Source organism: Bradyrhizobium denitrificans, assembly GCF_013179005.1.
GTDB lineage: Bacteria > Pseudomonadota > Alphaproteobacteria > Rhizobiales > Xanthobacteraceae > Bradyrhizobium > Bradyrhizobium denitrificans.
This window is the reverse complement of the sequence record NZ_JABFDP010000030.1, coordinates 28,179-42,511: the sequence shown is the minus strand read 5'-3', so window position 1 is coordinate 42,511 and position 14,333 is coordinate 28,179. Positions and strand designations below refer to the sequence as shown.

Below are 14,333 nucleotides of genomic sequence, written 5' to 3'. Positions count from 1 at the left end.
CCGGAGATCTTCATGGCCTATCGCGAGTTCGTCAGTCTCGTCCACAAATCGACCAAGCGCGACTATCTCGCGCGCGTCACCCAGCGCGACAAGGCCGATGTCGCCGAGATGGCGATCAAGTTCGACTATGACTATTGGGACGGCAGCCGCGAGACCGGCTATGGCGGCTATAAATATGACGGCCGCTGGCGCAAGGTCGCCGACGCCATGATCGAGACCTACGGCATCAAGCCGGGCATGCGCGTGCTCGACGTCGGCTCCGGCAAGGGCTTCATCCTGCACGATTTCCGCGAGGCCATCCCGGATCTCGAGGTCGCCGGCATCGACATCTCCTCCTATGGAGTCGAGCATACGATGGAAAGCGTGAAGCCGTTCTGCCAGGTCGGCAGCGCTGCCAAGCTGCCCTACCCCGACAAGTATTTCGATCTCGTCATCTCGATCAACACGCTGCACAATCTCTACAACTACGATCTCGATGCCGCGCTGCGCGAGATGGAGCGCGTCAGTCGCGGCGCCAAATATCTCTGCGTCGAGGGTTACCGCAACGAGCGCGAGAAGGTGAACCTGATGTACTGGCAGCTCACCTGCCGCATCTTCCACACCCCCGAGGAATGGGCGTTCGAGTTCAAGCGCTCGGGCTACACCGGCGACCACGAATTCATTTTCTTCGAATGAGACGGAACGACGGGCGGCGGCCGGCTCTTCCACCGTCGCCCGACAAGCTGGCCCTCGCCCTCTCACCGGGAGGGCGCGAGGGCGGCACAGGGCTCATCGCGCTGACGACCCGGCGAATTCCGGTCGATCGAGCATAGTCCGCCTCGTGAAGGCCCCGCGGCAGGTGTCGGCGGAGCGAAAGCAGACCCACACCGTCTGGGGGGGATGGCGCTTTTGCGATCTCTGCAGAATGTCTCTATAAATGTGCTTCCAGAGGCAAGAGCACGGGACGGGGCTGCCAATGACGAAGTCATTGAAGGTTGCGATTGCTGAAGGACTGCCACCTCAAACGCTCTTCAAGCTGCGCTCGATCAAGCGCGCCCTGATGGGGCAGCCGCCGCCGGAGCGCCCGCAAGCGGCCGAAGCGCCCGCGCCTGCATCCGAAGCCGTCTCCGCGCCCACTGATGAGGTGCAACCGGCTGCGCATGAACCGCGGACGAGACAGACCGAGGCGCTGGAACGGCTCGACGCCCACAAGATCAGCGCGCCGTATCTGTTCTTCGACGTCGATGACGTGCTGATCCTGCCGGCCAAGGAGATCGCGCGCACGCTGACCCTGAGCGTGATGTACATCAACAGCGCCGACGTAAAGGGCGACATCGCCGAATTCGGCACCATGGGCGGCTTCACCGCGCGAACGCTGGCCAACGCGATGGTGTTCGATCCGCGCTACCAGCCGAACCATCCGCTGCGCACCTTGCGTTTGTTCGACAGTTTCGAGGGGCTGCCGGAGATCACCGACAAAGTCGACCTCGAGTCGCAGCACGTGAAGTCCGGAACCTGGTCAAAAGGCGGTTGCCGGATCCTCAGTGCAAACGAACTGCGGACCATGGTCGAGGCGATCATTCCACCGAGCCGGGTCCGGATCTACGAAGGCTGGTTCTCTGATACCGTCAAGCAGCTGCCTGACGATACGCGCCTCGCCCTGATCCATTTCGACGGCGATCTGTATTCGTCGACCATGGATGCGCTGGTCCCGTGTTTCGAACGCGGCTTCATTTCCAAGGGCGCCGTGATCTGCTTTGACGACTGGAACTGCAACGAAGCCGACCCGGACGCCGGCGAGCGCAAGGCCTGGGCCGATCTGGTCAGTCGTTTCAATATCGTCGCCAGCCACTCCGGCGACTACGCGATCCAGAGCACGAAGTTCATCATCCATTCCTACCGCGGCATGAAGCCGCGGATGGACTGACGCGGCGTCCGCTCGTCTGGGATCAGGAATAGGGTTTAATCATCAGGCCCTGTCCGGTCGGCAGCGCCAGGATGGCGACGCCCCGCTCCGCTGCAAACTTGTCGAACGCTTCCTTCTGGGCCTCGTAGCGCACGAACCCGTAGTCATCGAGCAGGATCGGCGCGCCCGGCAACAGCTTGTCCCAGAAATAGGTCGCGGCGGCGATCTCGGGGGCCGCATTGTTCATGTCGATCGAGAGGTAGGCGACCTTGCCGATGTCGACGCTGGTCAGCGTCTCCGGAACGCTGCCGCGGGTGATCACGACGTCCTTGAATTCCGCAAAATTACGGACGACGTGGTCATAGATGTCCTCACCATAGCCGATGCGGAAATGCGGAATGTTGATCAGCTCCTCGTCCGCCAATTGAGTCTCGTCGACGCCCCGGAACGTGTCGAACAGGAAGAACTTCCGGCCCACCTTGTTCCAATCGTAATAGGAGGCAATGGCGGTGCTCAGGAGTCCCTTCCACACGCCGCATTCGACGAAGTCGCCGTCCAGCCGCAGCGCCAGGCTCGCACACCACAGCGCGACATGGACGCGCCAGTAATAGCGATGATCGATGACGGTCGCCTGGACGGCGCGTTTGTAGGCGGCAACGAAGCGCGGATCCCGCATGAAGTCGTGGTTGTGAACAATGTAGGGATCGTTGCGCAACCCGTCGAAATCGTAGACCGGAACATATATGCCGTCGCCCGCCGGACGCTCGACCTCGACCGAGGGCGAAGATGGCGACTGCGCGGACGCTCCTCCGGCCGACAAGAGTTCGACCGTACGGCGCAGGCGCACCAGTTCGTCGCCCTGTGCACGGAGCGCAGCCGACTCACGCTGCAACGTCGTGAGATAGGCCCGGCTGACGGTCTCTACAGGTTCGCCATCCCGGGGAGTCATGCGGAACTTGTTGGCCTCGACGCTGCTCTGAAACGCTATCTCCACCTGTTGAGCAACGGGGTCCACCACGACAGGCGCCGCAGGGGTAACCACGGCTGCAGCCGGCGGCTGCGGTTCTGGCACCACCGGGGCGCGTGCGACCGCTGCAAGCCGGTCGATCGTCTCGGTTCGGACCAACTGCAAACCAAACGAGCGCAACATCTGGTTAGTGGCATTTTTTCCGGCTGCGATCAGTCCCATTGCCCCTCCCGGTCGCCATGCCTGTCGACGACCTTGTTGTCGCAGGTCTCCGGAGACTTGTCCAATGCCCGGACGTGTCGAGAGAATGCGCCCCAGGAGCGCGACAACGCACTGCCTTTCCTGCGAAATGAAACGGACCGCGGTCCGCAGCTGCTAGGCCGCCGACTGACCTTTCCCTTGCAGAGCCCTCCTGGGGCCGTTAAGCGAGATGGCTAGGCCGCAGCTCGCGCAACAGCCGCTTGTTGTAAGGTCGCGTGGCTATTGGCTTGGACCGCATCGGAGATGTGTCAATGCTTACCGCGTTGAAGAATGGGCTTGCCAATGTGCTGCCGCCGCCGGCGCTCTATTGGTTGCGGTCGGTCAAGCGCGCCATCATGTTCGAGCCGCCGTTGCCCTGGCCATATGGTCCGGATGAAGCGAGCGCGTCCGCCATCACACCGGCCATCGCGATCGCAGCTCCCGCTTTTCACGGCAGCGACGACGGGCGGGTGATCCAGGACATTGCGCTCGAGAAATACAAGGCCAAGCAGCTCCCCTCGCCTGCGTCTTATTACGGTTATGAGGACGTGCTGATCCTGCCCGCCAAGGAGATCGCCAAGGCGCTCACGCTCAGCGTTCAATACATCAACAGCGCGCATGTGAACGGCGACGTCGCGGAATTCGGCACGATGGGCGGCTTCAGCGCGGCAACGCTGGCGATGTCGATGGTGTTTGATCTTCAGCGTCAGCCGCTTGCCAAGAGCGCCTCGGGCGAAAACCCGTTTCGCGTGTTGCGGCTGTTCGACAGCTTCGAGGGACTGCCCGAGATCACCTCTCCGATCGATCAGGTCGCGCCGCATGTGATTTCCGGCGCCTGGGCCAAGGGCGGCTGCAAGGTGCTGGCGGCGCCCGAGCTGCGCGAGCGCATCGGCAAGATCCTGCCGCCGCACCGTTTCGAACTTTATGAGGGCTGGTTCGCCGATACCGTGAAGACGCTGCCGCCGGAGACGCGCTTTGCGATGATCCATTTCGACGGCGACCTGTATCAGTCGACCATGGATGCGCTGGTCCCGTTGTTCGAGCGCGGCATGATCTCGATCGGCGCCGTCATCTGCTTCGACGATTGGAATGCCAATCGCGCGATCCCGACCACCGGCGAGCGGCAAGCCTGGAAGGAGCTGGTCGAGATGTTCGCGATCGAGGCCTCCAACAGTGGCGACTACTCGGTCGGCGGCACGCGCTTCCTGATCCATTCCTATCGTGGCATTCCGGCCGATCCGATCTGACCCGGCTTACGGCGACGGCCGCCGGGCGGAACCTAAGAGGTCGCCGATCGTGTGGCCCGCCAAGAAGATGGCACCTGGCACCGTGAGGTGCCCCGGATCGAATGCCGTCAGTTGCGAGGCGCCGGGACCGATGCGGCTGAGACAGCCCTCGTCGTTGCAGAACACGTCGCGCACCGAAATGTAGTCGATGCCGAGCTCACGGGTGAGCTCGCGGAACAGGGCGTCGCGGCCGCGCGTCCATTCATCGTTGGAGCGGAACAGGGTCCGCTCCGGCAGCAGCTGTCCGGTTTGCCGGTAGTAGTCCAGCACGTTGGCGGACAGGCCGCCGCCCAGCCAGCTCGGCGGCGGGCCCATCAGCACGATCCTGGCAATGCCGTTTGCCCTGAGCGCAGCGACCGTACGCGGCAGATCCTCGCGCAGCACCGCCTCGGCATAGCCCCAGGTGGCGTCGAGAATGACGACGTCGGGCTTCAGGCGCCCGATCCGCAGCACGACGTCGTCGTTGATGCTCTTGCAGAACGGCCGAGCGTCCAGCGTGTAGCCGATCAGCGGCGGACAGGCGGACGCGGTGTACTGCGCGACGTCATAGCCGCGCTCCACTGAGAAATGGAGCAAGCCTGGATAGAGCGCCGCGCCATAGGAATCGCCCCAGATCAGCAGCAGCGGCCGACCGCCCTGCCCGGCGCAGTCGGCGCCGAAGGCCGAAGCCGGCTGCAGAACAAGCAGACAGCGGCCGCGACGCCAGTGCGACCACGTCTCGCTGCCGGACAGCAAGAAGCCCCTGATCTCAGGGGCATACCGGACCGGCAGGCCGCGCGTGCTCGTCGCAAGGATTCCGACCGCTCCCGTGGCCGTCATGGCGGCCAGCAACGGCCAGACCCGCCAGGACATGGACGCCGCGCCGAACCTGATCGGCAGCTCGATGAAGCGGTAGGTGAGCCATGCCAGCACGGCGCTCAGCCCGAGCATCATCAGCAGCATCCAAGCCGGGGCGGCTCCACCGATGTGAAGCTTCATGAAGGCGATCAGCGGATAATGCCAGAGATAGAGCGGGTAGCTGATGAGGCCGACGAAGACCAGCGGAGGCTGAGCCAGCATGCGATGCACGAATGTGCCGCCGGTCGCGATCAGTGCCATGGTCGCCGCCACGGGGACGATGGTGCGGGCGCCGGGCCAGGGCGAGCTGCTGCTGACGAGGAAGAATGCGGCCAGGATGCCGGCCGCGCCGAAGCCGGCGAGCAGGTTGCCGGCCAACGGGGCCGCTTGAACAATCGGGCGCGGAGCCCTCCAGACCGCCACAAGCGAGCCCGCCAGCAGCTCCCACCCCCGCGTGGTCGGGGAGTAGAACGCCCAGGCCGCATCTTGCGCCGGTGTCGCGAGACAGAGCACGAAGGAGCCGATCCCCAAGGCTGCAATGATGGCCACCTTGTGCGACGGCCATCGGGCAATCAGCACGAAGGCAGCCGGCCAGATGATGTAGTATTGCTCCTCAATGCCCAGCGACCACAGGTGCAGCAGCGGAAGGCGTTCGGCGCCAGGATCGAAATAGCCGACGATCTGCTCGTGCAGCATGAAGTTCTCGACGAACGCTGCGGCGCCCTTGATGTTGGTCCCGAGCGCTTCCATCTCGGCCACCGACAGCACGAACCACGCGATCAGGAATGTCGCCAGCGCGACGGCGATCAAAGCCGGAAAGATCCGCAGGATGCGGCGGGCGTAGAAGCTTGCAAAGCTGAGGCTCTTCTCGGCGCATTGCCGATCGATGATCCCGGTAATCAGATAGCCCGAGATCACGAAGAAGACGTCCACGCCGGCAAAGCCGCCCGGCAGCAGCTGCGGAAAGGCGTGGTAGATGAGCACCGCGATCACCGCGACCGCGCGCAGCCCGTCGATGTCGGGCCGATAGGTCAACGCCTGCGCCGTGCTGCGCGACGACGAGGCGGAGCCCGCGGCTCGGAGCTCAACGCTGCTGGCGATCGTCATTCTCGCGAATCCGCTGAAACGCGCTCGTCTTCTCCAGCGCGCTGACGAGATCAAGGGTGAAGTCGGCGGCGCCCCTGTGGTCGAGATGGCCACCGCCGTCCCAGCTCGAATAGTCGGTGCGGGCGGTCATCGCCACCTCGACGCCAATGGCGTCGGCGACGTCGCGAACCTGAGTTCTGCAGCCGTGGGAATTCGGCACGAAGGTCATCACGACGGGCGCTCCGAGCGACTGCACGAACTCGCGCGCATTGGCAATCACGTCCGGCGTGGTATGACAGTCTGGATCGCGCGTCATCTTCACGGTCGGATTGCCGTCGGCCAGAAAGCGCGGAAAGGTGCTCATGTCGGCCGCGCCCGTTCGATCGTCGCGATCGAAGCGCGGCAGCGGCGCCGGACGCTGACCGGCGAGCGCATGGCGCCAATCCCGCGTCGCGTCTTCGAGCCGCCATCGCAGATTGCGCCTTAACACCTCATAATACGCCCCGAAGCGGCTGAGCCTGATGCTCGGGATCTGGCGGGCGTCGGCGCCGAAGGACCGCATCAGGTTCCGGTGGAAGAAGTTGCCGCCGCCTCCGCCGTCATCGGCATTCACGATCCACAGCCGCGGACGGATGTGATGCTTGTTCGCAATCTGCCGCACGAACTCGCCGCTGGCGATGCCGACAAACGCCATGTTGTAGAATTTCAGTCCGTAGCGCTGTTCGAGGCGTTCGCGCATGATGGCCTGGTCGACCGCGAACGATACCAGGGATGATCCGAGGATGATGACGTCGGCCTGGCGCACATGGTCGATCGAGCGGCCGATGTGATGATAGAACAGATCCTGGTCCTGGATCTCGGTGACGCTGTCGCCGCCGAAATTGCGATACCACGCCCGGTCGGCCGCCCTGCTGATCGCGCCGAAATGGTCGCCGCCCTGCGCCGCCAGCCAGACGCCGAGACCGCCCAGCATCGCCGCGGTCAGTCCGAGCAGGCAGCCGAGATAGCGTCGTCCAGCTGGACCGAGGCCCCCGGCCCTGGCCTTCTCGCCGGCGCGACCGGTCAGCTCCATCGGATCATCCATCGCGGCCCCAGGCGCTCGGACGACGGCTTATTTATCGAAGCCAGGCAACGCCTCCAGCGTCTGCCTGGCTATGAAGACCGAGCCTGGATTGGTCAGATGGCCGGAATCATAGGCCGTCAGGTCGGCTCCATCCGCGCCGATCCGCGCGAGACATCCGTCGTCGTTGCACATCATCCGGCGCGCCGAGATGTATTGGATGCCCACGCGCTGCGCTTGCGCCTCCAGAAATTCATCTAGCGCCCGCGTCCAGTTGTCGTTCGAGCGGAACTTGGTGCGTGCCGGCAGCACGGCGTGCGTCCGGAAATAATAGTCGAGAATATTCGCCGGAAGGCTGTCGCCGAGCCAGGTTGCCGGCGGTCCGAGCAGGGCGATCCGCGGGACATTGAGCGCCTTCAACGCCGACACCGTCTTATCGAGTCCGTCGCGGAGGGCGTCGGGGCTGTAGCTCCAGGTCGAATAGAACAGCACCAGATCCGGCTTGAGCTCCGCCACCTTCTGGATGACGAAGTCGTTCGCGCCCTTGCAGAACCGCCGCTCCGGATGGACGAAACCGAGCAGCGGCGGGCAGGCGGAAGCCGTGAACTCCGCGACCTCGAATCCGCGCTCTGCACCGAAATGGGCCAGTCCCGGATAGAGCGATGCCGCATAGGAATCCCCCCACACCAGGATGAGAGGATGCCGGCCGGTGCCTGCGCAGTCCGGTGAAAACTCGGACGCGCTCTGATCCGGCTTCAGCAGGCACTTTTCCGACCGCCAGAAGCGCGCGGTTTCGCTGCCGTCGAGCATGAAGCCGCGGAGCTCGGCCGGAATCCGGACCGGCAAACCATTGGTCTGGTCAGCCACGACGCCGACGATGCCCAGGGCCGCCATGGCTCCGAGCAGGCCGCCGACCTTGAGCGGCACCAGCTGGCGACCGAAGCGGATCGGCCGCTCGATGAAGCGGTAGGTCGCCCAGGCCAACGCCAGGCTGGCTGCGATGATGGCGATCATGACCCACGCCGGCACCGCATCGACAAACTGGATGCGGGCATAGGCCATCAGCGGATAGTGCCAGAGATAGAGCGGATAGCTGATCAGGCCGACGAAGACGGCGGGCATCGAGGAGAGAATGTAGCGATGCACCAGTGTGCCGCTGGTCGCAATCAGGCCGGCGGCGCCGAGCACCGGCAGCAGCGTGTGAACGCCCGGATGCGGCGTCGGGCGACCGTAGCGCCAGAACGCGACCACGATCGCGAGCAACGCGGCCCATGCGATGAGCTCGCGCACGAGCCGGTGGTCGATCAGCCGCTGCGGGCGAGCCTCCGCATCGCGTCCATCCAGCCAGAGTGCCAGACCGGAGCCGACCAGCAGCTCCCACGCCCGCGTCACCGGCAAATAGAACGCGTAATCGGGCGCACGAGGCTGCACGATCAGGCAGGCAATGAACGACGCCGCCGCCAGCGCAAGCGTGATCGCCCGGCTTCTGCGGCGCCGGCTCCCGATCAACAACAACAGGATCGGCCAGACGATGTAATATTGCTCCTCGATCGCGAGCGACCAGAGATGCAGCAACGGCTTCTTTTCGGCGGCGAGATCGAAATAGCCGACCTGCCCGAGCAGAATGAAGTTCTGGATGAAGACGGCGCCGCCCGCGATGTTGGTGCCGAGCGATTTCAGCTCGCGCGGCGGCAGCACGAACCATGCGATCAGAAACGTGACCAGCACCACCGTGATCAACGCCGGAAAGATGCGGCGGACCCGGCGGACATAGAAATCCGCGATGCTGAACGTGCTCGACAGCATCTGCTTGTGGATGATTCCGGTGATCAGATAGCCGGAGATGACGAAGAAGATATCGACCCCGTAGAAGCCACCCGGGACTGCGGTGGGAAATGCGTGGTAAATGAGAACCGGCAGCACGGCGATCGCGCGCAGGCCGTCAATATCCTTGCGATAGCCGAGCGGCGTCGCGCGGGCCTTGTCAAAGGCAAGGTTCGGCTGAGCAAAGTTCATCGGTTCGGGTCGCTCCAGGACAACTTCGGGAGAACAATCGATTGCGTCCAAAGGACGCAGCGCGACAGCCGCCGGCTGCTGACAAGTTCGGAGATATTCACACGCTTTTCCAGGAACTCATCGACCGTCCTGGTGGCAATCAGCGCTGCTAACAACAGGCTTGGCCGGCGGTCTGTGGATCCATAGGCATACGTCAGGATGCCCTCGCCCTCTTTGGCCAACCGGCGTCGCAAGAGCGGCAGCCTCCTGATTGCGAGGCGACCTCCGCAAAGGCTGGCGCCGACTACAACTCATGAAACGCCGGCAAAAGCTAGCGGTCGGCCGGTTCCCTGACAAGCATGACAATACCGAAGGAACCGCCATCACCACGGCGACAGTCAAGACTGATCTCCATGCCGTCCACCTCTTTCGCTGCGCCGAGCCTCGCTGCCCCGCGGCTTGCAGTCAGCTGAATAGCTCTATATTCAAAAACGAGTATAGTCATGAATTATACAACTGTCGCGCTCATGTGTGGGGCTCCAAAATGTCCTTCGTGTCCGCTCCTCCAATTCTGGCCGGCCAGCCCGCGCCAAGCCCGACGGGTGTGATCCGATCATGGAAGGGGAGCCTGACCGCACGTGTCGTGAAGGCGATCAGCTGGTACCTCAATGCAGCCGGAGACCGTGCCGAACCGTTCAAGGACCTGATCTTTGCGCTGCTGACGTTCCGACAGGCCTTCATGGTCGCCCTGATCTTTCGCCGCCATGCGCATCGTAACGAGTTCGACCGGCAGTTTCGCTATTTCTGCGGCCCCCATCTGGAAAAGGAAATGCAATGGGTGCTCTCCAAGCCGCGCTCGGATCAGTATTGCAACGAGCTGATCCTGTTCCTGCTGATCTGCGAGAAGGAAAAGCGCGTTCTTGAGCTGTTTCCCAACATCGACTGGGAGCGGGTCGACGATGAGTTCATGGAGTCGATCGGCCAGCTGATCAAGAAGCTGATGTCGGGCTATTTCATGGAGCTGCTCGCGCAGGCCCACACGATCAATTGGACTGCGCTCCGCCCGCAGCACCTGCGCCGCTTTGCCGAGATGATCAAAGTTATGCTCGAGCACCGGAGTTTCCGGTTCGAGCAGAAGAGTTTCGAGGGGCGACAGGCCGACGCCCGCCGAGACGGCGACCCCGAGCTGTTCGAAGCCCCTCTGGACCGCTACGTACCGGAATACTTCTGCGACAAGGAATTGATCGAGACGCTGGTCCATCAGCTCGACCTACCCAGGCACGACGACATCCTTGTCGCACGCGAGGACCACGGCCAGTACTGGGAGCGGTTTCCTGCCGACCATCCCCAGCGGGAGGTCCTGGCGGAGATCAACCTGTTCTACGCCTATCGCAACCTGCTGCTGACGACCTATCACAGCGGCGAGGGCTTTCATGTCCCCCAGGTTTATATCAAGCTGACCGATACCCAGCAGCGGCTGCGCCGTCATTTGCCGGCTCCCAGCGCCGAGCTCAAGGTCCTTCTCAAGAAGCTCGAGACCGATCTGCCCGACGTCAAGCTGCTCTCTCCGGACTGGAGCGCGCTCATCGGCCACAATGGCCATCTCAACGTGCACCTGATGATGCGGGAAATGGGCTGGTGGCAAGGTCAGCCCCTGCTGCTCGCCGACAAGGACCGGATCGCCAACAAGCCGTTCCTGTCGCTGTTCTCCGACATCTGCCCGACGCTCACATTGGGCGAGAACGCCAGTCCGGGCGTCTGGCACGAGCTCGCCAGCCTGACGCCCTTCCTCGGCGATTCGCACCAGGCCTTCCGCTTCGAGGACGGACGCGCCGTGTACTGGAACGATGCGGGATCACTGGCGCTCAAGCAGTGGGAAAGCCGGCAACGCACTTTTCCGCTGCGCGACATCTACGACCGCCGCTTGCTCGCCGACTCTCGCATCGAGCAAACCTACCAGGACTATCGACGGCGATGGGGCATGGCTGACGGCGACTGGTTCGTCTGCCTCCATGTGCGGGATGCCCAGACGCGCAACGATACCGAGGGCGTCGGCGAATCCATCCGCAACGCCTCGCTCGCAACCTATATCGAGGCGGTCCGCCACATCACCGAATGCGGCGGCTGGGTGGTGCGGATGGGCGGTCGCAAGGTCCCCCCGTTTCCGAAGATGGCGCGGGTGATCGACTATGCCCGCAGCGATGACCAGTTTCCGGCGATGGACATCCATCTGATGCGCCGCGCCCGCATGTTCATTGGAACCACCTCCGGCTTTGCCTATGTGGCAACGAGCTTCGGCATCCCGACGGCCATGGTGAACGCCTTGAGCTCGATCGGCCTGTTGTGGTCAACGGACACCCGCTTCGCGCTCAAGCCGGTGCACAGGACGGACGGCCGCATGCTGTCCCTCAGCGAGTGGACGTCAGAGCAGTATCGCTGGGCCTACCCGACATATGAGTCCGTAGCGCGCGCCGAACTCGTCGTCAGCGAGAGCAGCTCGGACGAGATCCTGGAGACCGTACGCGAGGTCCTCGACATCTCGGATCCCCAGCGCACAGGCCCTGCCCCCGAGGTGGACGTCGGCTGGGAGCGCCACGTTCAGGTGCCAGGTTTCTTCGGCAGCTCGCGGCCGAGCAAATATTTCCTGGAGAAGCACGCCCGAAACCTGCTGAGAGACCCCTGGGCAGATCGATCCCTCCGCGGCGGCTACAGGAGGGCGGCTTCATACTTGCTGAGATAATAGGCGCTGATTCTGCTGGTGCCGTAATAGTGGGGTGTGGGCAGCTGTTCCTGCCAGCGCGCCAAGAGACGTTGCGAGCCGCCATTCACGTGACGCCCCGAGGCCAGATCGACCACCTCTTCGGCTACAGCGCGAATTTCGTCCGCGGTGTTGTTCTGCGGATGCGCGCCATTACGATCGAGAACACCGGCATCGAACAGGCGCCACCGCCACGGGGCCGTTGTCAGCTGCGCCTGCGTCAGCATTGTGCCGTCCGCCAGGCGCACCGGCTTTAGCGCAAATCGAACGTCGCGGTTCCATAACTGCGGATCTGTCGTGATGCAGTTGACGAGGGCGCTCGGAATACCGAAGCTGATCGCAACATTCGTCAATCCAGAGGTCGTGCCGATGAACGCCCTGGCGTTCCGGATCAGGCAGATGTCCATCAATTCGGAGCGGAAGTCGCTCAATGCATAGTCAATTGTGCGATCGAGGGACGGCAGCCTGGGCGAATTCGGACCACCGAGCTTGATCACCCAGCCTCCCTTGTCGGTGACCGCGCGGATCGCATCAAGGTAGGTCTCGATCGGCGAGTTGCGATGGGTCTGACCGGTCCCATCGACCTCGGCATAGTGAGACGCGTCGCGGGTATGCAGACACACATACCAATCTTCCGGCTTCATGCCCCAGGCTTTGCGCATCCGTCGAAACACGTCCTGGACCTGCGGCGTCGCCCCGAAAATCCGGTCATATGCGTCGCGCAAAACGTGGCCCCGCCCTTCCGTCTCCCATTGCATGATGGCGAGAGCGCCGGCTTCCTGCCACGGCACGACCTCGCCATTCGGCAGCCGAAACACATTGAAGTTCATGCCGTACCATCGTTGCAGTGACAGCAGCTCCTCACCGACCGCGTGCGAGACGGTCTCTCCGATCACCACGACGTCGGCCAATCCTTCAAACAGGCGAAAGAACGTCCTGTTGGCAACGAGGTTCGAACGCACGACGATCAGCGCCCTCCCCGACCACCATCCCAGGTCACGCATCCGGAACAGGATGTCGAGCATCCCGAGGTGACCGATTTGCGTCGTCCATTCCTCCGGAATGACCCGCAATTCGTCCAGTGGAATGGACAGCCTTCTCAACACATAGCTGGTTTCCGCCGACAAGGGCGGCACGATCTTGCTGCGCAACTCTGATTGCGCCGCAAGCGCCCTTGCAAACAGGTCGATACCGAGTTCGCCTCGGCCGACATGAGTGACGCGCTGGCCTACGAAGTTGCAGAGATCGAACAATCTGCCCAAAGAGCCGCAGGCAAAGTCGAGTGGATTGGGATGGTAGTTTCGCGCTGGCCGCGATGCCATGTTCTGATGAGGACGCATGTAGCTGGGAAGGCTTTGACAGGCGCTGGTCATGCTTTCGATCGCGCAAGTCTCGTCGCCGGCTATGATTTCCAGCATGGCCTTGAGAAAAGTCAGATGGGCCACCAGCTCAGGCCCCGCGAGCAGAGGAAGCTGTGAGGCAACCTGATGCGCCTTTTCGAACTCTGCGAGCTCGATCAGCGAACGAATCATCGTGTTTGCCAAGTCCAGCGAGCGAGCCGCGAGCTGATCCTGCACGATGAGATCATACGCCTCGCGATCGGCTCCGAGCCGCAACAGGATCTCCGCCGACTGGACCGGGAAGTATCGCCGCGCAAGTCCCGAAAAGGTCTGGTCCGGCTCCTGCGCCAGCATCGCGGCGACGTGCACCCGATAAGCCTTTTCGAGCAGATGCCGGCCCCGCAGTTGCTCGATTTCGAGCAGTACGAGGACCAGGAAGGCCAGACGAGGCGGCAGAAGGCCGAGCATCCTGGCGGCCCAGGCGCTCAACATGCGTGCCCATTGCTGTGACTTCAGCGAGTACAACTCTCTCGAACGCGCAAGTCCGGCCGACAAGGCCATGATCGCGGGCGACCGCTCAGCTAATCCGTGTGTACGCTTTGGGCTCATAAATTCGAAGCTCGCCCTTAAGAGCTGCATCGGATGCTCCAACTCTGTCTCCGGTTGACGACTTGGCCTGTCTCTCAAGAAACTCGTCAGTCCCCGTCGAGGACCAGGACTGGAACGCCATCAAGGCGTTTGTGCGGGTTCAAGAGCCAAGCCAGCATTGAAAGCGGCGCCTCAAAACAGCCAACGAGCAATGTGGCCGCCCTCTCGATTGCGCCATCAAGTCAACGTACGATCAACTATTGCAACTATCCGATGCAACCACGCGGCAAT

General features: G+C 63.0%; 9 protein-coding genes. 4 read left to right on the top strand and 5 right to left on the bottom strand.

The window, feature by feature from the left end; genetic code table 11:
* Positions 1-12: 12 nt before the first annotated feature.
* Together HL671_RS29400 and HL671_RS29395 are read left to right on the top strand one after the other, a co-directional pair.
* Positions 13-675: a class I SAM-dependent methyltransferase gene (locus HL671_RS29400; RefSeq protein WP_012045559.1), complete on the top strand. Its 663-nt coding sequence runs from the start codon at positions 13-15 to the stop codon at positions 673-675.
* 280 nt (positions 676-955) lie between these two features.
* The gene (locus HL671_RS29395) at positions 956-1,906 is read left to right on the top strand and encodes a TylF/MycF/NovP-related O-methyltransferase (protein WP_012045560.1); all 951 of its coding nucleotides are present in this window, start codon (positions 956-958) and stop codon (positions 1,904-1,906) included.
* Between the two features lie 22 nt (positions 1,907-1,928).
* On the opposite strand, the gene HL671_RS29390 is transcribed toward HL671_RS29395, so the two are convergent.
* The gene (locus HL671_RS29390; RefSeq protein ID WP_041750901.1) at positions 1,929-3,074 is read right to left on the bottom strand and encodes a TylF/MycF/NovP-related O-methyltransferase; all 1,146 of its coding nucleotides are present in this window, start codon (positions 3,072-3,074) and stop codon (positions 1,929-1,931) included.
* Positions 3,075-3,364: 290 nt separating this feature from the next.
* On the opposite strand from HL671_RS29390, the gene HL671_RS29385 reads away from it, so the two are divergent.
* Positions 3,365-4,339 carry a TylF/MycF/NovP-related O-methyltransferase gene (locus tag HL671_RS29385; RefSeq protein ID WP_012045562.1) on the top strand — a complete coding sequence of 325 codons (975 nt, stop codon included), beginning with the start codon at positions 3,365-3,367 and terminating at the stop codon, positions 4,337-4,339.
* Between the two features lie 6 nt (positions 4,340-4,345).
* Here HL671_RS29385 and HL671_RS29380 read toward each other — a convergent pair whose 3' ends face one another.
* From HL671_RS29380 to HL671_RS29370, 3 genes are read right to left on the bottom strand one after another with little or no spacing between them, the layout of a single operon-like run.
* Positions 4,346-6,322 carry an acyltransferase family protein gene (locus tag HL671_RS29380; RefSeq protein ID WP_172241106.1) on the bottom strand — a complete coding sequence of 659 codons (1,977 nt, stop codon included), beginning with the start codon at positions 6,320-6,322 and terminating at the stop codon, positions 4,346-4,348.
* Positions 6,300-7,373 (bottom strand): hypothetical protein, encoded by a 1,074-nt coding sequence (locus HL671_RS29375; RefSeq protein ID WP_172241103.1) that lies wholly within the window; start codon positions 7,371-7,373, stop codon positions 6,300-6,302. Before HL671_RS29375 ends, HL671_RS29380 begins: the two co-directional genes overlap by 23 nt.
* Before the next feature lie 39 nt (positions 7,374-7,412).
* Complete coding sequence (locus HL671_RS29370) at positions 7,413-9,377, bottom strand: acyltransferase family protein (RefSeq protein WP_172241100.1); 1,965 nt, start codon at positions 9,375-9,377, stop codon at positions 7,413-7,415.
* Positions 9,378-9,669: 292 nt separating this feature from the next.
* On the opposite strand from HL671_RS29370, the gene HL671_RS29365 reads away from it, so the two are divergent.
* Positions 9,670-12,096: a TIGR04372 family glycosyltransferase gene (locus HL671_RS29365; RefSeq protein ID WP_246579526.1), complete on the top strand. Its 2,427-nt coding sequence runs from the start codon at positions 9,670-9,672 to the stop codon at positions 12,094-12,096.
* Here the strand turns inward: HL671_RS29365 and HL671_RS29360 are convergent.
* The gene (locus HL671_RS29360) at positions 12,063-14,105 is read right to left on the bottom strand and encodes a TIGR04372 family glycosyltransferase (RefSeq protein ID WP_246579527.1); all 2,043 of its coding nucleotides are present in this window, start codon (positions 14,103-14,105) and stop codon (positions 12,063-12,065) included. The two genes, HL671_RS29365 and HL671_RS29360, sit on opposite strands and share 34 nt — an antisense overlap.
* Positions 14,106-14,333: the final 228 nt, after the last annotated feature.